Source organism: uncultured Psychroserpens sp. (assembly GCF_947503375.1).
Taxonomy (GTDB): Bacteria; Bacteroidota; Bacteroidia; order Flavobacteriales; family Flavobacteriaceae; genus Psychroserpens.
Genome location: NZ_CANNDQ010000002.1, coordinates 402867 through 424183, shown reverse-complemented (window position 1 = coordinate 424183; position 21317 = coordinate 402867). Strand labels below are relative to the sequence as shown.

Sequence of the window (21317 nt, the reverse complement as noted above, 5' to 3'; positions counted from 1 at the left end):
TTTTAGCGATTTACCCAAAGTAGCTTTCTAAAGTAAATGTTCATTGCTGCAAAATGTAATACGTAAGTAGAGAAGTAAGCTATGGACACACCAATAAAACCATATAGTCGAGTAAAAACGACAGCTAGTGTACAAAAAATAAATGTCCATCCAATTTGAAATATAATAAACACTTTTGTATTTGCTTTTGCAATTAAAATATTTCCTAATACCCAAGAGTTTATTTTTACTGCATCACCTAAAAGATGAAATAAAATAATAGTATTGATCAATATAAATTCTTCAGAAAATAACAATGGTATAAAAAAATCTTTTAAGAGGTAGACCATTAATGTTATAACTATAATTGTTGGAAAACTCAATGTCCATACCTTGAATACTTCCTTTTTTAAAGATTTACCTGAAATTTCAGAAAATGTAGGTAATAAGTAAAACTGAAAAGTGGTAGTTAAAAACATGATGTAAATTCCAGAAATACGCCACATACCTTCCCAAGACCCAGCATATTCACTGCCAAGTTCATTGTTTAAAAAAAACCGTATGAATAATGTTGCGCCAACCATACAAAGTGGTGCAACAATTGCCATATATGAGAACTTTGTTAAATTTTTAAAATGAGATACATCTATTTTGAATGAAAAATTTTTCAACGATAAATATCCAATTTTTCTAATAAAAAATATTGAGATTGTAAACCCAAGAATTTGGTTGATTACTAATGCATAGAAAGCTCCAATAGTATTAAATTTCAGAACTAAAAACACCATTATTAGTGCTGAAATTATTGAAGCAATAATATTAATAGTCACATAGATTTTGATGTGTTTCAAGCCATTAAAAATAGCCATAAAGAAGCTATGTAACGACAGTGCGATGAAGGAAAATGAAAGTAAAGCCACAACACTTGAAAACTTAAGATCATTAAATAAATAATCTGAGAGTTGATCTTTGAAAAAATAGGTCAACAAACCTAATAAAACAGAGAAATAAACATGCAATTTCAAGCCAGTTGTTAGAAAAGAAGTCAGTTTAGTTTTGTCATCTTTGTATGAAGCAACATATTTTACAATACCATTATTTGAACCGAAATTACTTCCAATTTTTCCAAGATTGATAAAATCTTTTAATTGTCCTAATAAAAACATGCCGTTAGTGCCTAAATAAACAGCAACAATTTTATTCGTAATTAACCTACAAATCAATGAAACTGTAGTACTAATTCCTGAATAGATTGTTGTTTTTAATAATCCCATTTGTTTTAGTTGAAATCTTCCCAAAGTTTAAAATCTAATTGTGTCACTTCTTTTAACAATTCAAAATCTTCAGTGTATAGATTTTTTATCCAATTCCTTTCTTCTAAAGTTAGACTAGGATACTTATCAATTGTTTTCGTTTTTTCTACGATTATATTAGAAACATCTTTTTTTAAAAATACTTTTATTTTCCTTGGAACAAACTTATTTAAGGGTTTAATAAGTTTTAATCTTCCCTTGGTAAGATCTTGATAACCGCTATAAAGCTTAGGGTATTTAAGAACTATTGTTTCGTTATTATGCAAGTTAGGTATGTAATCAAGACTATTTAGCTTTAAAAAATTAAAACAAGAATTTAGAACTCCTAATGGGTCATTTTTAAAGTCTTCAAAAACTATAATTTTGATTTGATCCTTTTTAAAGGCATTAAAAAAATTTGATAACCATTTCCCGTATAATCCATATTGATAATAGTGCTTGTACTTACCATTCTTATGATGAGATGCAATATTTGGTTCAATATCTTTATCATTTAAAACAGCATCTTTAAGATCTAATTGTTCATCACCTATACCTTTTATGTACCAATAGTGAGAATATAATCTGTCAACAGGATTTCTGAGCACGAAAATAAATTTTAATTCATTTGGATTGTATGTCTTTATGCGCTCAATGAAATTTGGAAATAGCATATACGAAGTGCTAGATTCTCCTTTATAAGTGACATTTGTTGTACTATCGAATAGTGATAGATAGTCTTGCTTGGCTAATTTCGAATTGACGTCAAAATCATCTCTTACCCAATAAAAAGGCTCTTTATCTGACGACATACATATTTCAGGATGTTTATCTAGTAACTCATGAAAAGTACTAGTTCCAGATTTTGCTGCTCCAGGAATAAATAAGTTTGGATATTCTAACGACATTAAAAAATTACGGATTTAAAATATAAATCTAATAATAGTTCTATTTAACAACAAAATACGAGAAAAATTATTGAAGTATATCTTAATAAAAATTATTTTCAATTTTTAAACGTTTTGTATATTCCTTAATATTGCATTATAACAATGAGTAAATGAATGAGTCTTGTAGTGTTCTTATAGATAACCAACCATACGATTTTGAGGTTGATGGAGATTTTTTTTGGGGAAACGAAGTGCTATTATACGATGAAGCGTCTAGTCCTATATCAAAAATGGATTGGAAAAATGAAGGTTATGGGATTATTCAAGCATTTTCTGATTCTGATTTTTTCAAGCTTAAATCCTCAATTGAATACAATGTAATTAAAGCTATAAAGTTGCATGTTTCAGATTTTGATGAGACGGCATTCACTTTAGATAATTATCATCAAATTGTTAGTAATAATGAGCTTCATAATGATATCATTGATATTACTAGAAATCTTCAAAACTCAGATTTTAATTTTGATATCGAAGCTCTAGTTGAACATTTTAGTGAAGTACTTGGTTTCAAACTCACATCATACATAGAAGAGCTGGATAAAACACATATTCAAATTAGAATAAGTCGGCCTAATTCCTTAGATATAAACCCGCCTCATAGAGATGGATATTTGTCGTATTATCAAGATATCGTTAATGTGTGGATCCCTATTCATGGCTGCAATGAACTCTCGTCGTTGCCTGTATTGCCAGGAAGTCATTTAATTCCAGAGAATGAAATTCTAAGAACGCAAAGTAAAGGTGCTAAAATCAATGGGAATACTTATTATGTGCCGTGTATCCTAAAAACTAAAAATGGTAATATATGTATGATAAGACCAAACCCAAAGCAAGGTGAAGCTCTAGTTTTTACTCCTTATTTAATTCATGGTTCAGCGGTGAATAAAAATGAAAATATTACTCGAGTATCTTTAGAGTTAAGGTTTCCAAAACTAAAAGGCAGTTAGGTATCATTCCAGACACTCAAAAACTGTTCAGAACATTTAATGTAGTGATGCTTGTCTTCAACAAATTGACGCGCATTTTTTGATATTCTTTTGATTTCGTTTGGATTTTTAATTAGCCATTCTAGTTTATCAGCAATAGATGTTACATTTGGCAGCGCGTTTATAGCTACAGTATCTTCTTCTATACCATAATAATCTAACCATTCTTGTTCTGCACCTGTAAACACCACTTTGCCTTTTGCCATAGCTTCTAAAGCATTGTAACCTTGATCATACGAGTAGACTTGATCTAAAACGATGTGAGCGTTATCAAATGCAGCAATATAATCATGATAAGGAACACTTTCTAATGTTATGATTTCTATCTTATCGGCATACTTACTTAAAACAATTTTTAATGCTTCTTCAAAAAAATCGTTGCCTTTCTTATGATAGTTCTGTCTATTGATTCCATGAAATATGACAATTTTATTATCAAAATTTAATGGCAAAAACTTGATCGCATCTATATTTATTGGGTGGGGAATAAGCCCTAAATGTTTAGGGTGGTCTTCTAATGGAATGGTATAATCTAAATCACAAGAAATAACACCACTTATTGATTTATACATGTGATGATGCAATGCTGAAAATTCATCATTTATATATTTGAACATGTATCTGAACTTTTTTTTAGTTACTCTATTCTCAAAGTATGGCGTAAGAATAGAGTACTTGAACTTTTTTTGATAAGCATAGAGTACGCTTGGATAATCACATCCTGTTGATAACAAAAATGATTTCTTATTCCAATGATGTAATAAATCAAATATTTTTAGTTCGGTTTCTGCAGTACAAGAGAAAGAAGATTCATTTATAAACTGAACAATATCATAACCAGAAAGTTGCTTTTCAAGCTTTTTAATTTGTTTTTTTACAGATAGAGAATGTAGATCAATATTAAATAGTTTAAAACAAATTAAATGCAATTTTCTTAAAAGCTTTGATTCATAATGGTGTTTAATTACGATATCGGTATCTACTTTTTTAAAACCATCTTGAAGGCTAACTACAGTTGCAGAATGCTGTAATGCTTCCAAACCTTGTTTTAAAAATTTATGAGACCGGTTAAATTCACCAACTAATAAAATCTTCATTTATATTATATACATTTGCTCCAAAGATATATATATTGATTATAGAACACAATTCATATCATACATTAGAAGTTTTAATTGCCACTCAAAACAGAACAACTCTTGATTTTTTATCGCGAATGTTCCCATGTCACGATTTGGATTCGTTTAAGATCCTTATCGTCAATCAAACCTCTAAGCGCAATATTTTAAATTCTGAGAATGCTAATATTAGAGTTATAAATTCATTTGAAAAAGGGCTATCTAAAAGTAGGAATCTAGCCTTAAAAAATGCAACATGTGATATTGTGGTTATAGCCGATGATGATTTAGTATATGAAAAAGAATTTGTTAATGTAATAGGTGATGCTTTCAATAAAATGCCACAAGCTGAGCTTATTACATTCAAAGCAATGTCTTTTAATGGAAAACCCTACAGGGATTATAAAACTGAAAATTTCAAGCATTCAGTTAAATCGATTAAAGGGGTTATATCATGGGAAATAGCTTTGAATATTAATAAAATAAACAACTTAAATATAACATTTGATGAACATTTTGGATTGGGTGGTCAGTTTGAAACAGCCGAAGAATATCTTTTTGCCAGAGAGGTCGTGGATAAGGGATCACACAGTTACTTTAATAACAATTTTATTGTGGCACATCCAGAACTCAATTCAGGAATGGATTTAGGTAGCAATCGAATTGTTTATGCACGAGCCGCTTTAAATTATAAACTGCACAATTTTTTGGTGTATTTTTGGTTACCAAATTATATGCTTTTCCTGTTGAGAAATAAGTATATAAAATTCTCAGAGCTAATAAGCAAAATAAAAATAGGTCTAAAAGGCATTAAAGATTTCAAACATTTATACAACAATAGGTAATGACAACAAATAAGGATATAAAGATTATTACACTAGGAAAAATTAAGGATGAGAGAGGTACACTTTCGGTTATAGAGAAAGATGTCTTGCCATTTACCATGAAACGTGTTTATTATTTATATGATGTGCCTAGTGATGCTTACAGAGGTGGTCATGCACATATTGAACAATTAGAGTTTTTAGTCGCCCTAAGTGGTAGTTTTGAAGTTGTTTTAGATGATGGTAATTCTAAGAAAAGCATAGTGCTCAATAAACCTAATAAAGGACTGTTAATCCCTAAAGGCATTTGGCGAGAGTTAGAGAATTTTTCAGCAGGATCTGTATGTCTTGTAATTGCTTCTGGTGAGTTTTCTGAGAGTGATTATATACGTGATTATACTGAATTTAAATCATCTAAAACTACTCAATAATATACCTTGCTGTTTTAAAATCTGCTTCAGTCTAAAGAACAGCCTTAAAACAAAAGGGCTTTGAGATAGTAAAAAACGTTGCTTGTTATTCAATAACCTTTTATCAATTTTTTTAATGTATTGTGTAGCCTTATTTGAGTTTTTTGCAAGCTTGTATTGGATGGCTATTGAGTACCTATTAGCATCAAGGTATTTTTTTAGAGACATGTTTGTTTCGGCTTCATAATTGTAACGATCTAGGTCAATAAATTGCCTCACATTAGTATTGGAGTTACTTATTCTATTCTCTGAATGTAAGATGTGTATTGCAGAAACCTTGCTACTAAACGCTACTGGGTAATTTAATGCAATTCGTATCCATAAGTCAGTATCTTCACCAGCTCCTAGAGTGATATTCGTATCAAAACCACCAGTCTTTTCCAATGTAGATTTTGGAACCATTACCGCAGAAGTCCAAGCAATACTATTAAACAAACTCGAATCAAAATAGTCAGTCACGATGCCTTTCCATGGTATGTGACTTGAGATGTTTTTATATTTTGACTTGATGATAATATTTCCGTCTTTTTTATTGTAAGCTTTGCAGTACATCCCACAATCAGGAAATTGCTTATACAAATGTATCAAATCTTCTAAATGATGTTCTAACCATATATCATCGGCATCTAAAAAAGCTATGAGTTCAGCTTTAGCTTTAGTAATACCATAGTTTCTAGCATGTGATACGCCTTTGTTTTTAGTTGTAAAGACTCGTAGTCGTTTATCATTGCAATGACTTAATTGTTCAAGGCTATTATCTGTAGAACCATCATTAATCACAATCACTTCATAGTTAGAAAAGCTCTGAGACCAAACACTATATAATGTGTCTAGTACATGTTTTTCCTTGTTGTATAACGGAATTACTATCGATACTTGAGGATTCATACTTTTCTTAAATCTTTATAACACATGTAGCTAATTTTATAAAGTTGTAATAGCTTTATTTTAGGTTGTTTACTCAATAGATTAGTAGTTATAGTGCCTTTGAATTGTTTATATACAGACGAAAATAAATAATGAAGTTTGTATTGCTTTAATACTATAAATAGATTCAATAAACTGTTTTGATGCGTTTTTATTCTGTTAGCTTTGTGAAGTGATAGTAAAGTGTCTACCGCTTTTTCTGTCTTTTGTAAATAAGTGCTACTAGTTTCTATACCTAAATGGTATACTTCATTATCAATATGTAATACTTTAATACTATTGGCTTTAAGTAAGGCTCCAAAAAAATTGTCAAAACCATATCCCTTTTGTTCTATTTGAGAATTTATATTCAAAAAAACAGACTTCTTGATCATAAAATTAGCCGAAATAATAACTTTATAAGGCTTTTTATTTCTATGTTTCGCCAATATCTGTTCATATCTTTTTCCATAAGACCATCGCAATTTGTGTTCTAATTTTGGTGGTTTTTTTTCATAAGCAAAACCACCATATATTGCTTCATAACCATGATCTATGTGTTGTAGGTAATTATGAATATATAATTCTGATTTTGGCATTACATCAGCATCTACAAATAATAACCAAGAGTAGGTGGCTTTTTTAGCTAAAAGTTGTCTAGCAGATGCTCTACCATGATTTTCTTTGCTTATAATATAATTTGCGAAATCTAAATTTGAAATATTTAAGTTTGTATTGACTATTTCTGTTGTTGAACCATCATCAAAACAAATAATTTCAAAAACAATGTTATTTAATTGTAATTGTGTATGAATATGTGTTACCAGCGCAACAATATTATAGTTGTATACAGGGACGAGTACTGAAAGCATTAAAACTAATGTTGTAGTTCAAAAATACACTTTTTATGATAGTCTATGATGTTATTGGTTTCACAAACGATAAATTGGTATAGTAATTGCCTAATTAGTGTTATGAAACAGAGTTTTGCGTTCGTTTTTATTTTTTTTGTTGGCATTACCATCTTTGCTCAACAAGAGTTTCATGTGTTTCCAAAAGCACATACAACTACACCAGGAAGAGCAAGTGGAGATGGTTCGCTTGAAAACCCATGGGATCTCGAAACTGCATTAAATCAAAAGCCAGAAGTGGTTAATGGACATGATATAATTTGGTTGCATGAAGGGGTATATAATGGAAGATATAGAAGTACTGTTCAAAGTACTATTCCTAATGCTTATGTCACAGTTTCTGCATATGAAGAAGATAAAGTTACACTCAATGGTAATGTGAAATCAAAAAGAGAAGCAGTACTCGAAGTAAATGGTAAACAAGTCATCTATAAAAATTTTGAGATAACTTGGTTGGGAGATTTTTCTAGATTTGAAGCTGATGAGAATTTTAAAATAGGAAGAGGACTTAGGCATTTGAAAGGCGCTAATTGTAAATTTTACAATTTGAGAATTCATGACGTTCCAGGTTTAGGTTTTGGGTTTTGGAAACATGGAGCTGGATCAATCATTGAAGATTGTATCATTTATAATAATGGTTATGTTGCTAAAAATGGTAGAGGTAGAGGTGAAGGGATTTATGTGCAAAATTCAAGTGACAGCACACGATTAATCAAGAATTCTATCATCTTCAATAATTACTATAAGGGTATAGAGGTTTGGTCTGCTGGAAGACGTGCTAATTTTGAATATGTGAAACATATTAAACTAGAAAACAACATCCTTTTTAACAACGGACTACCATCTGGCAGACATTTAGATAACATTATAGTTGCATCAGATGATAGAAATGGAATTAATGTAGCAAAACATATTTCAGTTATAAATAATGTGTTGTATCACAATTCTAATTTTACTAAAGATGAAATACGTGGTGATGCACCTTCATTAACTTTAGGCTTTAATAAACATGCGCCTATTGAAGATGTGATTGTTAAAGATAACATTATTATTGGCCGCTCTAATGGTTTAAGAATTCTTCAGGCAAAATCACTAACGTTTACTAATAATATTATTCATACAGGATTTGTGCAGTTTAGCTGGTCTGCCAAAGACAATGCAAATCATTGGAATTTTAAAAACAATACGTATTACTCAAGAACAAACAGACCAGCGTTTAGAATTGTGAAGTATAAAGATTTCAAGTTTGATGAGTGGCAAACAACATTCAATATTGATCATAAAAGCACTTCAAGAGTAGTTGATGATTTCGACTTGCATCCTGTATTGGCTTTTAATCGTTATCAGTTGAATCTAAATACTTATAACGTAGCATTATTTGATAAAAAAGGTAATGATGTTGTTGTAGATGTCTCTAAATATGGAATAGAAAAAGGAAAACACTACAAAATATATGACGCTGAAAATCCAGAGAACGTTTTAAGCTCTGGCAAGGTGTTAGAAAATAGGCAAATTGTATTTCCAATGAATAACAATGAGTTTCTAATGCCATTACACAATACTAAAGCGCAAAAAACACCATCTAATTTTGGGGTTTTTATTATAGATTTTGTGGATAGTCCTAAGCAGGTATCTAAGGTAGCAAACCCAGAAAATGCATTTCAACATTTCCTAAAATGGTTAGGGTTCTAGCTTTTTCGTTGTACGACTTCAAAGACCTTATTTTCATCACACTTTAATGTTTTACTTGGATATTTTAAAAGTAAAGCATAATCGTGGGTAGCCATCAAGATGGTATTACCATTCTTATTAATATCGCGTAATACCTCCATAACTTCAATACTGGTTTGAGGATCGAGATTTCCTGTAGGCTCATCTGCTAATATTAATTCTGGTTCATTAAGTAATGCTCTAGCAATAGCAATACGTTGCTGTTCTCCACCAGACAATTCATGAGGAAATTTAAAGCCTTTGGTTTTCATAGCTACTTTATCTAAAACCGTTTCAATGCGTTCAGCAATTTTTGTTTTGTCTTTCCAGCCAGTGGCTTTAAGTACAAATTCTAAATTTCCATTAATGGTTCGGTCTGGTAAAAGTTTAAAATCTTGAAACACAATACCAAGCTTTCGTCTCAAAAACGGGATATCATTTTCTTTAAGTGTTCTTAAGTCATAATCTACAATATGACCTTCACCTTCGGTCAATTGCAAATCACCATACAATGTTTTCATAAAACTACTTTTACCACTTCCAGTTTTACCTATGAGATAAACAAAATCGCCTTTTTTCATTTCAAAGTTAACATCAGACAATACCATACTTTCACCTTGGTATATTGCAGCGTTTTTGAGTTGTAAAATAGTTTCAGACATCTTAAGTGTTCAATTTTAATAGAAGTGTAAATGTATCATAAATAACTCAAAACCCAAACTTCAAATTATAACTTTGGATGTATTTAGGCTTTTAATAACACTGTGTATAATTATAGTTTGATTCTTGCGTTATAGATACGAGATAAATTATCTTTGGCATCAATTAAAATCGAACACAATGACTTTCAGAAGAATAAGTTTTTTGCTAAGCTTTTTGCTGTTTTCAGCCTATTTTCAAGCACAGCAAACCGCAGCTTACACTAGTGACTTAGTAGAGTATCAAAAGGCATTCACATTGTATAATAATAGACAATATCAAGCTGCACAATCTTTATTTGAAGCCATTAAAAACGAAGCGCCTAACGAAACTTTAGAGTCAGATTGCGCCTATTACATCGCTAATTGTGCAGTACGCTTGAATCAACAAAATGCTGATGATCTAATTCAAGATTTTGTAGAAAATTACCCAACAAGCACAAAACGAAATACAGCATTTTTAGATGTAGCTGATTATTACTTCGCTAATGCAAAATATGCCTATGCCAGAAAGTGGTACGATAAAGTTGATGAAAATAGTGTACCACGTTCTGAGCGAGATCATTTTAACTTCAATTATGGTTACGCTTTGTATTCAACAGGAGATGAAACAGGAGCAAATAAGTACTTGAATCGAGTCGTAAATTCAAAAGATTATGGCTCACAAGCCAAATACTATATTGGTTATATGGCTTATGAAGGTGATGATTATGACAAAGCAAATGAATATTTCGAACAAGTAATTGATCAAGAAAAGTACAAAGAGAAATTATCATACTATCAAGCCGATTTAAACTTCAAGCTTGGTAAGTTTGAAAAAGCAATAGAACTTGCTAAAGGGCAATTAGGTAAAAGTAGTCCGCAAGAAACCTCCGAGCTTTCTAAGATCATTGGAGAGAGTTATTTTAACTTAGAGCAATACGCTGATGCTATTTCATATTTAAAGGCTTATAAAGGAAAGCGAGGCAGATGGAATAATACAGATTATTATCAGTTAGGTTATGCCTACTATAAACAAGATAATTTTGAAAACGCTATAGCTGAGTTTAATAAAATCATAGATGGAAACAACTCAGTAGCCCAAAATGCTTATTATCATTTGGGAGAAAGTTACATCAACTTAGATAAAAAGCAAGAAGCGTTGAATGCATTTCGTAATGCGTCTCAAATGGACTACGATTTAAAAATTCAAGAAGATGCCTGGCTTAACTATGCAAAGATTAGTTATGAAATTGGTAACCCTTATCAATCGGTTCCTCAGGTGTTAACGGGTTATTTGAATAAATATCCAAATACAAACTATAAAGAAGAAGTTGAAACCTTGTTGATTGATTCATATATCACATCTAAAAACTATAAAGAAGCGATAAAGCTTTTAGAAAACAAAAAGAGTTTTGAAAACCGGGTAGCCTATCAAAAGGTAGCTTTTTATAGAGGAATAGAAGTCTACAACGAAGGTAATTACAATGAAGCTAGAGACTTGTTCAATACATCTATAAAAGAGGCAAAAGAACAAACATTTACTGCTAGAGCTACATTCTGGAAAGCGGAGACCGATTATCATCTCAGCAGTTTTGACGATGCCTTAATTGGGTTCAAGCAATTTGCCCAACAAAATGAAGCTTCTCAAGTTGAAGAATATAATAATTTAGATTACAATATTGCATACACTTATTTCAAACTAAAAAATTACGATCAAGCAACAGCTAGCTTCCAAAAGTTCATTAACAATCATAGTAATGATAAATTACGTTTAAATGATGCCTACCTAAGATTAGGTGATGGTTTTTTTGTCTCTAGTAATTATAATAAGGCGATTGCTGCATATGAGCAAGCCATTTCAATTAATGAGATTGAAGCAGATTACGCTACGTTTCAAAAGACAATGAGTTATGGTTATATAGGGCAAGGTTCAAAAAAGATCAAGGATTTAAAGTCGTTTATAGAGACCTTTCAGAAGTCATCTTTGCGTGATGATGCGATGTATGAACTTGCAAACTCTTATGTAAAAGCAAATCAAATAGATGATGCTATGCAGATGTATGACAGACTCAATTCTGAGTATCGAAATAGCGTATTTATTCCAAAAGCACTACTAAGACAAGGATTGTCCTATTACAATACTAACGATAATGAACGAGCGCTGAATAAATTGAGACGAGTTGCTAATCAATACCCATCAACCGAAGAGGCTAGTCAAGCAGTAGCAACCGCAAGGTTAATTTACATAGATATAGGTAGAGTTGATGAGTATGCTGCTTGGGTAAAGACCTTAGATTATGTTGATGTTACAGATGCAGAGTTAGATAACACTGCATATTTGGCTGCCGAAAAGCAATATCTTAACGATAATACAGATGCTGCCATTCGCCAATTTAATAAGTATTTAAATGAGTTTCCAAATGGAATTCATGCGCTTCAGTCTCATTTTTACATTGCCGAATTATACGCTAAAAAACAATTGCCTGAAAATGCTCGTCCGCATTATGAATATGTGATAGGTAAACAAAAAGGAGAGTTCACAGAGCAAGCTATAGTAAAGCTATCAGAAATATATCTCAATGATTCCAACTGGAATAGTGCCATTCCATTATTGAAACGCTTAGAAGATGAAGCAGATTATCCACAAAACATTACTTATGCTCAGTCTAACCTAATGAACGCATACTATCAGCAACAGAATTATGCTGAAGCTGTGACTTATGCAGAGAAGACACTTCAAATCTCTAAGATTGATGCTAAAGTTAAAAGTGATGCTCAAATCATTATTGCGAGATCTGCTATTAAAACAGGAGATGAAGAAAAAGCAAAAACAGCTTACGCAAAAGTTGAAAAAATAGCATCTGGAGCTTTGGTGGCCGAAGCGTTGTATTACAATGCTTATTTTAAAAATAAAGAAGGCAAATACGAATCATCCAATGGGATTATTCAAAAATTGGCTAGAGATTACAGTAGCTATAAATATTATAGTGCTAAAGGCTTAGTGGTTATGGCTAATAATTTCTACGCCTTGAAAGATGCTTTTCAAGCCACATATATTTTAGACAATGTAATTTCTAATTTTCCAGAGTTTGATGATGTCGTTACAGAAGCAAAAACCGAATTAGATAAAATAAAAACAGAAGAAGCAAAAACCAATTCATCTGTTGAATCTGAGCAAAATTAATTTTATGAGCTATAAACTAAAATACGTTGATGGCTTTGATTCTGTTATAGCTAACCCTCCAAACTAATACTGTTTTATCAAAACGAGAACTATGTTTAAAAAATTGTTAATCATTTTAATATTACTTGGCAACTTCTTTGTGATGCAATCTCAAGAGCGTAATAAAGATACTATTGATACAGATGTGGTAAAAGTTGTCAAACCTTACACACCTACAATATCTGATGCGTTTAAAATTAAAGAAGCACCTTCTTTGAACGATTCAACAACCACCAAGAAAAAGGAGATCAAGTATAATATATTTTCTATCCCAGTAGCTTCAACATTTACTCCAGCCAAAGGTAAAGCAGCTAATGTAGATAAAGAAAAACCAGTTAAGCTTTATGATAATTATGCCTCTCTAGGTGTAGGTACTTATACTACTATTTTGGGAGAAATATACCTTAATCATGCTTTGAGTAATACCGAACGTGTTGGAGGTTATTTTAGCCATCACTCATCACAAGGCAATATTGAGGATGTAAATTTTGATAATAATTTTTCTGAAACAAGCTTAAATGCACATTACAGTCAGAAATTAAGAGATTACTCTTGGAAGGTAGAAGGTGGTTTTCAATTGCAAGCCTTTAATTGGTATGGAGTTCCTGATCAAACTATTGATAGATTTGATGTTGACCATTCATTTTATACTGCTAATTTTGGCGGGCAAATTAATTTTGAAAATGCAATAGTCAATAGTGGAGATGTATTGTATAGACGTTTTGGAGATGATCAAGATTCTGGTGAAAACCGATTTGTTTTAAAATCAGAATTTGATGTTCCAATCAAAGATGAACTTATAAACGCTGAGCTAACTCTTGATTATTTGGGAGGAACATTTGACAGAAACTATTTCATACAGGAAGAGCTTAAATATGGTAATTTCAATGTTGGTATAGCACCAAGTTACCAAATGATACAAGATGATCTAACAGTTAATTTAGGCGTGAATTTGGTGTATTTAAATGATACAGAAGCCAGTGATAATAAACTTTTTATTTATCCAAATATTACAGCAAGTTATCGTTTGGTCAATGAATTGTTGATTGCTTATGGTGGTATTAAAGGTGGTCTTATTCAAAATTCATACTATGATTTTGCTCAAGAAAATCCATTTGTTTCTCCAACATTATTCATTGTTCCTACAGACCAAGCATACAATGCATCAATTGGGTTAAAAGGAAAACTTTCAAATTCAGTGAGCTATGATATAAGTGGTCACTATGTTGCAGATAATGGTAAGGCTTTGTACAAGGCCAATAGTTTTTTAGGTACAGCTGAAGAAAATTATCAATTTGGAAACTCATTTGGAATTGTATATGACGACGTTACTACGTTTTCTGTAGCAGGAGCATTGAATATTGATGTAAATCGAAATTTCAAATTAGCGCTCAAGGCAGAATATTTTACCTATGATACCGATATTGAAGCTGAAGCATGGAATTTACCTGATATTGAAGCATCTGTATTTTTAGACTATCAGATTGATGAACATTGGTTTGCTGGTGCAAATCTCTTTTTTGTTGGTGAACGAAAAGATGAGTTTGCAATAGAAGAGAGTTTCTTTCCTGTAGATCCACCAATGACAGTAACTTTAGATAGCTTTTTTGATGCCAATGCACACATCGGTTATAAAATAAACAATCAACTTTCGGCCTATGTAAAAGCCAATAACATTGCTAACCAAGATTACCAACGTTGGTTGAACTATCCAGTTCAAGGCATTCAGTTTTTAGCAGGAGCAACCTATCAGTTTGATTTTTGATTCAATAGGGTAGAATTTATAGTCCTATGTGTCACATTACATCAAAAGCATTCATTTGAATGAATGCTTTTTGTATTTTTATAGTTCAAAAATTGAAACCAATGAAACAACTAATCATTCTCTTATTCACAATTATTATATACTCATGTACTAAAGAAAAACAGAATGTTGATGCTATTGTAGTTAATGGTAATATATATACTGTAGATGATAACTTTAATAAAGCACAGGCTTTCGCTATAAAAAATGGAAAATTTATTGAGGTTGGCACTTCCCAAGCTATAAAGACTGCTTACAGCTCTGAACGTTTAATAGATGCAAAAGGCCAAACTATTGTTCCAGGATTTATTGATGCGCATTGCCATTTTTTAGCTTTAGGGTTTGGAGAGCAAACCGTAGATTTAGTTGGTACAAAAAGTTTTGAAGAGGTAGTAAAGCGTGTTCTCGATTTTCAAAATGATAAAAAGATGCCTTTTGTTATGGGTAGAGGATGGGATCAAAATGATTGGGAAGAAAAAGCATTTCCCAATAAAAAACTTCTAGATAAATTATTTCCTAAAACACCTATTGCATTGACACGTGTTGATGGTCATGCTATTTTATGTAATCAAGCAGCTTTAGATCTTGGAAAAGTTACAATTGATAGTAAGGTTGAAGGTGGAGAAGTTATAGTAGAAAATGGAGAGCTTACAGGAGTCTTGGTCGACAATGCCGAAAGTTTAGTATTAGAGTATTGGCCTAAACCAACTAAAAATGATAAAATAAACGCGCTATTGGCAGCACAAAAAATGTGTTTCGATTTAGGGTTGACTACAGTAGATGATGCAGGTCTTGATCGAGAATCTATAGAACTCATTGATAGTTTACAGCAATCTGGAGATTTAAAGATGCGAGTCTACGCTATGGTCTCATTTTCTGAAGAGAATGTTGATTATTATCTCAAAAAAGGAACAATTAAAACAGATAAGTTGAATGTACGTTCATTTAAATTCTATGCCGATGGTGCCTTAGGCTCTAGAGGTGCTATGCTTAGAGCTCCTTATACTGATAAGCCAGAACATATGGGTTTGTTAGTTACCGATTTAAACACCTTTAACGCTAATGCTGAGCGTATTGCTGATTCAGACTATCAAATGAATACTCACGCTATAGGTGACTCTGCTAATCATGTCGTTTTGCAAACCTACAACAAAGTGTTGAATGGAAAATCAGATAGACGCTGGCGTGTCGAACATGCTCAAGTCGTTTCTCAAGAAGATTTTGAATTTTATGAAAATGTATTTCCATCTATACAACCTACGCATGCAACAAGTGATATGTACTGGGCTGAAGATAGACTTGGTAGTGAGCGTATCAAAGGTGCTTATGCGTATAAGCAGTTATTAAATGCTTATGGAAAAGTAGCATTAGGAACCGATTTTCCTGTCGAGCAAGTGAGTCCGTTTTTAACATTTTATGCAGCAGTAGTAAGACAAGATCTAGAGCATTATCCAGAAGGCGGTTTTCAGAAAGAAAATGGGCTAACACGTGAAGAAGCTTTAAAAGGAATGACGATTTGGGCAGCATATTCAAATTTTGAGGAGAACGAAAAAGGGAGTATTGAAGCTGGTAAATTTGCTGATTTTATCATTTTAGATAAAGACATCATGACGGTAAATCAAAATGAAATTCCTAATATAAAGGTTGAGCAAACGTTTGTTGGTGGAGAGCAACAGTAATTTTTTAATACTTGATACTAGCTTAACCTTGCTAGATAATCGAAATGCTCACCATCTAAAACTATTTCACATTGTAACCTAACAGATTGACTGGCCAATTGCAAACGTTCAAAGTCAAGATACAACCATTTCATTGGTTCTTCATCTTCGCCTTTATAGCTCAAGAAATAGTCTAATTCACCATAATAATTAGCATTGGTGTCTATCCATAATCCACCATCGTCATCTTCATACATGTATTTGATATCAGAAGAGTCTATTAAGATTTGACCATTTGTATTAAGTAAAGTTTTTAAGTGTTTAAGATGTGCAGTTACCAAATCTAATTTTTGAAAAACTCCTGTGCCATTCATAAGTAAAAGAATGGTGTCAAAAGTGTCAGACTCTTTCATTATGTTTTTCAGTTCAACATGTTTAACACCTCTTTCCTTTGCTACTTTTACTGCACCTAATGAGATATCAATTGCTTTCACATCGAGACCTTTGTTTTGTAGATATAGACTATGGCTTCCAGAGCCGCAACCTACATCAAGAACCTTACCTTGAGATCGTTTTAAGGCTTCTTGCTCTAACTTAGGCATTTCAGAAAAGTCTCTAAACAAATACGGTAAAGGTAATACATCATCAACAGATATATTAGTTGAAGTAATTAGGTCTTCGGTATAATTATTGTGCTGATAATCTAGTAAGGCTTTTCCAAAAAGGTCTTTCATAAAAGTAGTATTTTTGTAGTATGCAAGACGTAATAGACCATCTTCCAAAGCTCGCCAAAGATAAGTATAAGGAAAATAAAATCTTCTTTTCTAAGCTTAAAAAAAAGCCGCCAAAGCAATTGGATTATTTGATGCAAGAACTTCATGAGGATGAGTTTGAGCGAACCGATTGTTTAGCATGTGCCAATTGTTGTAAAACCACAGGGCCATTATTTACAACTAAAGACATAGAGCGTATAGCTAAGCATTTTAAAATGAAACAAAAACAATTTATAGATACTTACCTAAAGCTAGATGAAGATAATGATTATGTATTACAGTCTGTACCATGCGTTTTTTTAGGTGTAGACAATTATTGTTCTATTTATGAAGTTAGACCGAAGGCTTGTCGAGAATTTCCTCATACAAACAGGAAAAAATTTCAACAAATATCTAGCTTGACACTTAAAAACGTTGCGATATGTCCGGCTGCATACAATATTGTTGAAGCCATGAAACAGAGAATTAAATAGTAATGCCTTATGAAGAAAACCATTTTATTTTTTTTATTACTGTTTTCAATATCAAATTTATGTAGCGCTCAAGAATGGATGGCATCATTAGATATTGCAAAGCGACTGGCTTTAGTTCAAGATAAGCTGGTTTTAATGTTATGGGAAAACGCTACAGTTGAGCCTTATCCTGTTTTGGTGAAAAGTAAAAACGGAATACCAGTTATTCAAGATTTGCTTGGTAATGAGGGTTTTAATGAAATCATCTGGGAACATTTTGTTCCAGTGATAGTTAATGAAAATAAATATCCTGAATTATATAAACAGATTAAAGGAAAACGAACTCAGTCTTATATTGATAAATTTAATGATGACACTATCAAAGTTATGGATATCAATGGTAATATTATTAATGTTACTCTCCAGTATGATATGGGTTATTTAGATTTAGCAAATTTTATAAAAACATATGCAATAGATACGTCTTATTTAAAAGCTGAATTGACCAATTATCGCGAGAAAGCCAATTTTAACACAGCCTATCGCTTATCTACTAAATATTTAGATTACGCTGCACTTGTAAATGATAAATTAAGACCAGAAATTGTGATCTTATCAAATATCTACTTAAAGGAAGCTAGTACATATTTATTAAATGAACGTCAAGAAAATATTGAAGCTCTAGAGCAAAAAGTAGAACTGCTGAAGCTAAAACAGTTTTTATTACTTAATAAACCTAAAAAGGTTTTACGTCAGCTAAAACGAATTGAACCTTCAGAAGTTGATGAATCCAATGCGTCATTATTTGCATTTTTACATTTCACTTCATATGGACTTTTAAAAGATGAAACTAACGCTAGTGTATGGAGAAGTAAAGTTTCTTTAGTAAATTTGAAAAAAGCGAGTTTAATTATTAATAGTAATTTTTAGAGCTATTGGAAGCTATCATCGAATATTTTAAAACCATTCCTTCAGCGCATAGAAGTTTCATCTTGGTTGGTGGTCTTACACTATTTTGGTTACTTGAAGGGACTTTGCCCTTATACAATTTTACATACAAAAAATGGAAGCATGCTATTCCAAATCTATTCTTTACAGTAACAACGATCGTAATTAATTTTGGTTTGGCGTTTTTGTTAGTTGGAACTGCAAAGTGGGTTGAAACATCTCAATTTGGGATCATCAATTGGATTCCTAATTTGCCGCTTTGGGCTTATGTATTATTAGGTGTATTACTCCTCGATTTTATTGGTGCTTATTTGGCACATTACGTAGAACATAAAGTTAAGCCACTTTGGATGGTGCATTTGGTACATCACACCGATCATAATGTAGACACCACTACAGCAAACAGACATCATCCTTTAGAGAGTATAATTAGATTTGCGTTTACGCTTGTTGGCGTTTTTATTGTAGGCGCTCCAATAGCTATTGTTTTTTTATATCAATCACTATCTCTTATTGCTACACAATTCAATCATGCCAACATCAAATTACCTAAAAAAGTAGATGAGGTGTTGAGTTATATCATTGTTTCACCTGATATGCATAAAGTGCATCATCATTACATGTTGCCGTACACAGATAGTAATTATGGTAATATCTTCTCTATTTGGGATCGTATTTTTGGCACATTTATGAAATTAGATCGTGATGCCATAGTCTATGGTGTTGACACATTTCCAGATGAAGGAGCCAATGGAAAAATAGGGGCCTTACTAAAGCAACCATTTCATAAATATAGGAAACCTACTACGGTAAAATCAGAAATTTAATGATTTGGTCTGTTTTTTATGCAGTTCATAGGTTTTTTTGTTGACTTAGCCTCAATCAAATGTAGTTTTAAAGTTCGGGATTATAATAAAAAGCTATTAATTCATTAACGTTGACGTTAACAGCGTGTATACATGAAAACAGTTTTTTTTGTAATCTTTTTTGTTTTTTTAACAATTCCATGGAGCCAAATTCAAGCTCAAAACAATTTTGCCATCCTTGAAAAAAATGTCAATGTAAGAGCAAAAGGTCTTACTCAAGAACTCAATACAACCAAGGATACACTTATACTTAAAAGTGAAAAGCGGATCAATAAAGTGTATGCGGTTAATATGAACTACAAACGTGAAGTAGATATAGAAGTTAAAACCAATTCTGTAAAGATTCCTTTAACCAATTTAAGTAAAGGTAAACATGTGTTTGTGGCAGTCCAATCACCTATTCGATATGTTTTTGTAATAAAAATATTGAGAGACGACACTATTCTTTTAGCGATGGAAGACGATCAAGTGGCTTCTAAGAATGACGAATAGTTTTCAATTATTCATAAATCAAGTAAAGCCGTCTCATGGTTTTAAAAGCTGAAAGTTCATCTTGCCATGACGCTTTGATGTCTGCTTCAGATAGCCCATTTTCTATTTGTTTTTGAAGTAATTCCGTTCCAGCCAATTTGATAAAAAAATCATTGAAAAATAGTTTTTTATCAATTGAGTTATGATACCCATTTATCAAATAACTTAAATCTAATGTATTTAATTGCTCACGTTCACTTAGGTCTTCACCATAACATAATTTGCCTTCATGTTTTGGAAACTTAGCACCTTGATTGGGTGATGGTAAATATTTGAACGTATATACGTCTTTATCTAAATAAGGGCTGCCATAAATTTGAAATTGTTTTGAGGTGCCTCTGCCAGCATTTACATTTGTGCCTTCAAAAAAACATAAGCTTGGGTACAAGTTAATAGCTTGATCATTTGGTAAGTTAGGAGAAGGTTTAATTGGCAGGCTATAGGTTTTATCGTGAGTATAATGTTTCATCTCTATGACTTTAAGGTCACAGGTAACTTTATTTTTTAACCAACCTTCACCATTGATCATTTTTGCATACTCGCCAATCGTCATGCCATGAACTACAGGTATTGGATGCATTCCAACAAAACTTCTGTACTCCATTTTCAGTGTAGGGCCATCAACGTAATGGCCATTAGGATTTGGTCTATCTAATACAATAACAGTAATGCCTGCTTCAGCACAAGCTTCCATAACATAATGAAGAGTAGAAATATAAGTGTAAAACCGAGCACCTACGTCTTGGATATCAAAAATAACAATGTCTAGCCCAGTAAGTTGTTCTAGTGAGGGCTTTTTGTTTTTTCCGTATAGCGATACGATTGGAATCCCAGTTTTAGTATCGGTACCATCCTTTACCAATTCGCCAGCGTCAGCAGTGCCACGAAAACCGTGTTCTGGTGCAAAGACTTTTTTAACATCTACTTTCAATGCTATTAACGAATCTACAAGATGTGTGTGTAGCTCATTATCAGAGTTGAAAATAACAGAGGTTTGATTCGCTACTAAACCAATGTGTTTTCCTTCAAGTAATGGCAAGTAGGTATTAATTCTATTGGCTCCAACGATAATTTCGGTTTGAGTTACTGTTGTACTATTATTCTGAACTTCCTCTAGAATCAAATCATTTTTAACTGTTTCATGATTCGTTTTATTTCCACAGGAAATCAGAATCAAAACAAGTACAATATTTATTTGGAAAACCCTATTTTTGAACATCGATAAACGCATTTTTA

The 21317-nt window shown here is 32.0% G+C and carries 19 protein-coding genes; 11 read left to right on the top strand and 8 right to left on the bottom strand.

All coding sequences use genetic code 11. From position 1 onward, the window contains the following. Positions 1–2: 2 nt before the first annotated feature. Entirely contained in the window at positions 3–1253 is a 1251-nt protein-coding gene (locus tag Q0876_RS05235) for an O-antigen translocase (protein WP_299224834.1), read from the bottom strand. A 5-nt stretch (positions 1254–1258) separates the two neighbouring features. Continuing rightward, complete coding sequence (locus Q0876_RS05230; RefSeq protein ID WP_299224832.1) at positions 1259–2179, bottom strand: sulfotransferase domain-containing protein; 921 nt, start codon at positions 2177–2179, stop codon at positions 1259–1261. Between the two features lie 152 nt (positions 2180–2331). Between Q0876_RS05230 and Q0876_RS05225 the strand changes: the two genes are divergently transcribed. Then, positions 2332–3168 (top strand): phytanoyl-CoA dioxygenase family protein, encoded by an 837-nt coding sequence (locus Q0876_RS05225; RefSeq protein WP_299224831.1) that lies wholly within the window; start codon positions 2332–2334, stop codon positions 3166–3168. Here the strand turns inward: Q0876_RS05225 and Q0876_RS05220 are convergent. Next, positions 3165–4304 (bottom strand): glycosyltransferase, encoded by a 1140-nt coding sequence (locus tag Q0876_RS05220; RefSeq protein WP_299224830.1) that lies wholly within the window; start codon positions 4302–4304, stop codon positions 3165–3167. The genes Q0876_RS05225 and Q0876_RS05220 overlap by 4 nt on opposite strands. A gap of 35 nt (positions 4305–4339) precedes the next feature. Between Q0876_RS05220 and Q0876_RS05215 the strand changes: the two genes are divergently transcribed. Then, complete coding sequence (locus Q0876_RS05215; RefSeq protein WP_299224828.1) at positions 4340–5170, top strand: glycosyltransferase family 2 protein; 831 nt, start codon at positions 4340–4342, stop codon at positions 5168–5170. Further along, positions 5170–5580, top strand: a complete 411-nt coding sequence (locus Q0876_RS05210) for an FdtA/QdtA family cupin domain-containing protein (protein ID WP_299224826.1) — start codon at positions 5170–5172, stop codon at positions 5578–5580. Before Q0876_RS05215 ends, Q0876_RS05210 begins: the two co-directional genes overlap by 1 nt. Here Q0876_RS05210 and Q0876_RS05205 read toward each other — a convergent pair. Beyond that, positions 5560–6507, bottom strand: coding sequence for a glycosyltransferase (locus tag Q0876_RS05205; protein ID WP_299224824.1), 948 nt, complete (start codon positions 6505–6507; stop codon positions 5560–5562). The genes Q0876_RS05210 and Q0876_RS05205 overlap by 21 nt on opposite strands. Continuing rightward, positions 6504–7397 (bottom strand): glycosyltransferase family 2 protein, encoded by an 894-nt coding sequence (locus tag Q0876_RS05200; RefSeq protein WP_299224823.1) that lies wholly within the window; start codon positions 7395–7397, stop codon positions 6504–6506. Before Q0876_RS05200 ends, Q0876_RS05205 begins: the two co-directional genes overlap by 4 nt. A 102-nt stretch (positions 7398–7499) precedes the next feature. Between Q0876_RS05200 and Q0876_RS05195 the strand changes: the two genes are divergently transcribed. Next, positions 7500–9128, top strand: a complete 1629-nt coding sequence (locus Q0876_RS05195; protein WP_299224821.1) for a right-handed parallel beta-helix repeat-containing protein — start codon at positions 7500–7502, stop codon at positions 9126–9128. On the opposite strand, the gene Q0876_RS05190 is transcribed toward Q0876_RS05195, so the two are convergent. Further along, positions 9125–9808, bottom strand: coding sequence for a cell division ATP-binding protein FtsE (locus Q0876_RS05190; RefSeq protein WP_299224819.1), 684 nt, complete (start codon positions 9806–9808; stop codon positions 9125–9127). The two genes, Q0876_RS05195 and Q0876_RS05190, sit on opposite strands and share 4 nt — an antisense overlap. Positions 9809–9986: 178 nt before the next feature. On the opposite strand from Q0876_RS05190, the gene Q0876_RS05185 reads away from it, so the two are divergent. From Q0876_RS05185 to Q0876_RS05175, 3 genes are all read left to right on the top strand, one after another. Then, on the top strand, positions 9987–13010 hold the full coding sequence (locus Q0876_RS05185) for a tetratricopeptide repeat protein (protein ID WP_299224817.1): 3024 nt from the start codon (positions 9987–9989) through the stop codon (positions 13008–13010). Positions 13011–13101: 91 nt separating this feature from the next. Then, complete coding sequence (locus Q0876_RS05180) at positions 13102–14814, top strand: TonB-dependent receptor (RefSeq protein ID WP_299224815.1); 1713 nt, start codon at positions 13102–13104, stop codon at positions 14812–14814. A gap of 101 nt (positions 14815–14915) precedes the next feature. Then, complete coding sequence (locus Q0876_RS05175) at positions 14916–16532, top strand: amidohydrolase (RefSeq protein WP_299224813.1); 1617 nt, start codon at positions 14916–14918, stop codon at positions 16530–16532. A gap of 17 nt (positions 16533–16549) precedes the next feature. Here Q0876_RS05175 and Q0876_RS05170 read toward each other — a convergent pair whose 3' ends face one another. Then, the gene (locus Q0876_RS05170; protein WP_299224811.1) at positions 16550–17245 is read right to left on the bottom strand and encodes a bifunctional 2-polyprenyl-6-hydroxyphenol methylase/3-demethylubiquinol 3-O-methyltransferase UbiG; all 696 of its coding nucleotides are present in this window, start codon (positions 17243–17245) and stop codon (positions 16550–16552) included. Positions 17246–17265: 20 nt separating this feature from the next. Between Q0876_RS05170 and Q0876_RS05165 the strand changes: the two genes are divergently transcribed. The 4 genes from Q0876_RS05165 (at position 17266) to Q0876_RS05150 (ending at position 20042) form a co-directional block, all read left to right on the top strand. Further along, positions 17266–17757: a YkgJ family cysteine cluster protein gene (locus tag Q0876_RS05165; protein WP_299224809.1), complete on the top strand. Its 492-nt coding sequence runs from the start codon at positions 17266–17268 to the stop codon at positions 17755–17757. Between the two features lie 9 nt (positions 17758–17766). After that, a complete protein-coding gene (locus Q0876_RS05160; RefSeq protein WP_299224807.1) occupies positions 17767–18666 on the top strand; it encodes a hypothetical protein in 900 nt (299 codons plus the stop codon). Positions 18667–18671: 5 nt separating this feature from the next. Beyond that, positions 18672–19511 carry a sterol desaturase family protein gene (locus Q0876_RS05155; RefSeq protein ID WP_299224805.1) on the top strand — a complete coding sequence of 280 codons (840 nt, stop codon included), beginning with the start codon at positions 18672–18674 and terminating at the stop codon, positions 19509–19511. A gap of 132 nt (positions 19512–19643) precedes the next feature. Continuing rightward, positions 19644–20042 carry a hypothetical protein gene (locus Q0876_RS05150; protein ID WP_299224803.1) on the top strand — a complete coding sequence of 133 codons (399 nt, stop codon included), beginning with the start codon at positions 19644–19646 and terminating at the stop codon, positions 20040–20042. 7 nt (positions 20043–20049) lie between these two features. On the opposite strand, the gene Q0876_RS05145 is transcribed toward Q0876_RS05150, so the two are convergent. Continuing rightward, complete coding sequence (locus Q0876_RS05145) at positions 20050–21312, bottom strand: DUF1343 domain-containing protein (RefSeq protein WP_299224800.1); 1263 nt, start codon at positions 21310–21312, stop codon at positions 20050–20052. Positions 21313–21317 lie beyond the last annotated feature (5 nt).

What these genes read in the sequence shown, in the direction of transcription:
- Q0876_RS05205 (WP_299224824.1), bottom strand. Translation starts at nt 6,507, where the DNA reads ATGAATCCTCAAGTATCGATAGTAATTCCGTTATACAACAAGGAAAAA.
- Q0876_RS05200 (WP_299224823.1), bottom strand. Translation starts at nt 7,397, where the DNA reads ATGCTTTCAGTACTCGTCCCTGTATACAACTATAATATTGTTGCGCTG.
- Q0876_RS05150 (WP_299224803.1), top strand. Translation starts at nt 19,644, where the DNA reads ATGAAAACAGTTTTTTTTGTAATCTTTTTTGTTTTTTTAACAATTCCA.
- Q0876_RS05225 (WP_299224831.1), top strand. Translation starts at nt 2,332, where the DNA reads ATGAATGAGTCTTGTAGTGTTCTTATAGATAACCAACCATACGATTTT.
- Q0876_RS05220 (WP_299224830.1), bottom strand. Translation starts at nt 4,304, where the DNA reads ATGAAGATTTTATTAGTTGGTGAATTTAACCGGTCTCATAAATTTTTA.
- Q0876_RS05175 (WP_299224813.1), top strand. Translation starts at nt 14,916, where the DNA reads ATGAAACAACTAATCATTCTCTTATTCACAATTATTATATACTCATGT.
- Q0876_RS05160 (WP_299224807.1), top strand. Translation starts at nt 17,767, where the DNA reads ATGAAGAAAACCATTTTATTTTTTTTATTACTGTTTTCAATATCAAAT.
- Q0876_RS05230 (WP_299224832.1), bottom strand. Translation starts at nt 2,179, where the DNA reads ATGTCGTTAGAATATCCAAACTTATTTATTCCTGGAGCAGCAAAATCT.
- Q0876_RS05185 (WP_299224817.1), top strand. Translation starts at nt 9,987, where the DNA reads ATGACTTTCAGAAGAATAAGTTTTTTGCTAAGCTTTTTGCTGTTTTCA.
- Q0876_RS05145 (WP_299224800.1), bottom strand. Translation starts at nt 21,312, where the DNA reads ATGCGTTTATCGATGTTCAAAAATAGGGTTTTCCAAATAAATATTGTA.
- Q0876_RS05170 (WP_299224811.1), bottom strand. Translation starts at nt 17,245, where the DNA reads ATGAAAGACCTTTTTGGAAAAGCCTTACTAGATTATCAGCACAATAAT.
- Q0876_RS05190 (WP_299224819.1), bottom strand. Translation starts at nt 9,808, where the DNA reads ATGTCTGAAACTATTTTACAACTCAAAAACGCTGCAATATACCAAGGT.
- Q0876_RS05195 (WP_299224821.1), top strand. Translation starts at nt 7,500, where the DNA reads ATGAAACAGAGTTTTGCGTTCGTTTTTATTTTTTTTGTTGGCATTACC.
- Q0876_RS05180 (WP_299224815.1), top strand. Translation starts at nt 13,102, where the DNA reads ATGTTTAAAAAATTGTTAATCATTTTAATATTACTTGGCAACTTCTTT.
- Q0876_RS05235 (WP_299224834.1), bottom strand. Translation starts at nt 1,253, where the DNA reads ATGGGATTATTAAAAACAACAATCTATTCAGGAATTAGTACTACAGTT.
- Q0876_RS05210 (WP_299224826.1), top strand. Translation starts at nt 5,170, where the DNA reads ATGACAACAAATAAGGATATAAAGATTATTACACTAGGAAAAATTAAG.
- Q0876_RS05165 (WP_299224809.1), top strand. Translation starts at nt 17,266, where the DNA reads ATGCAAGACGTAATAGACCATCTTCCAAAGCTCGCCAAAGATAAGTAT.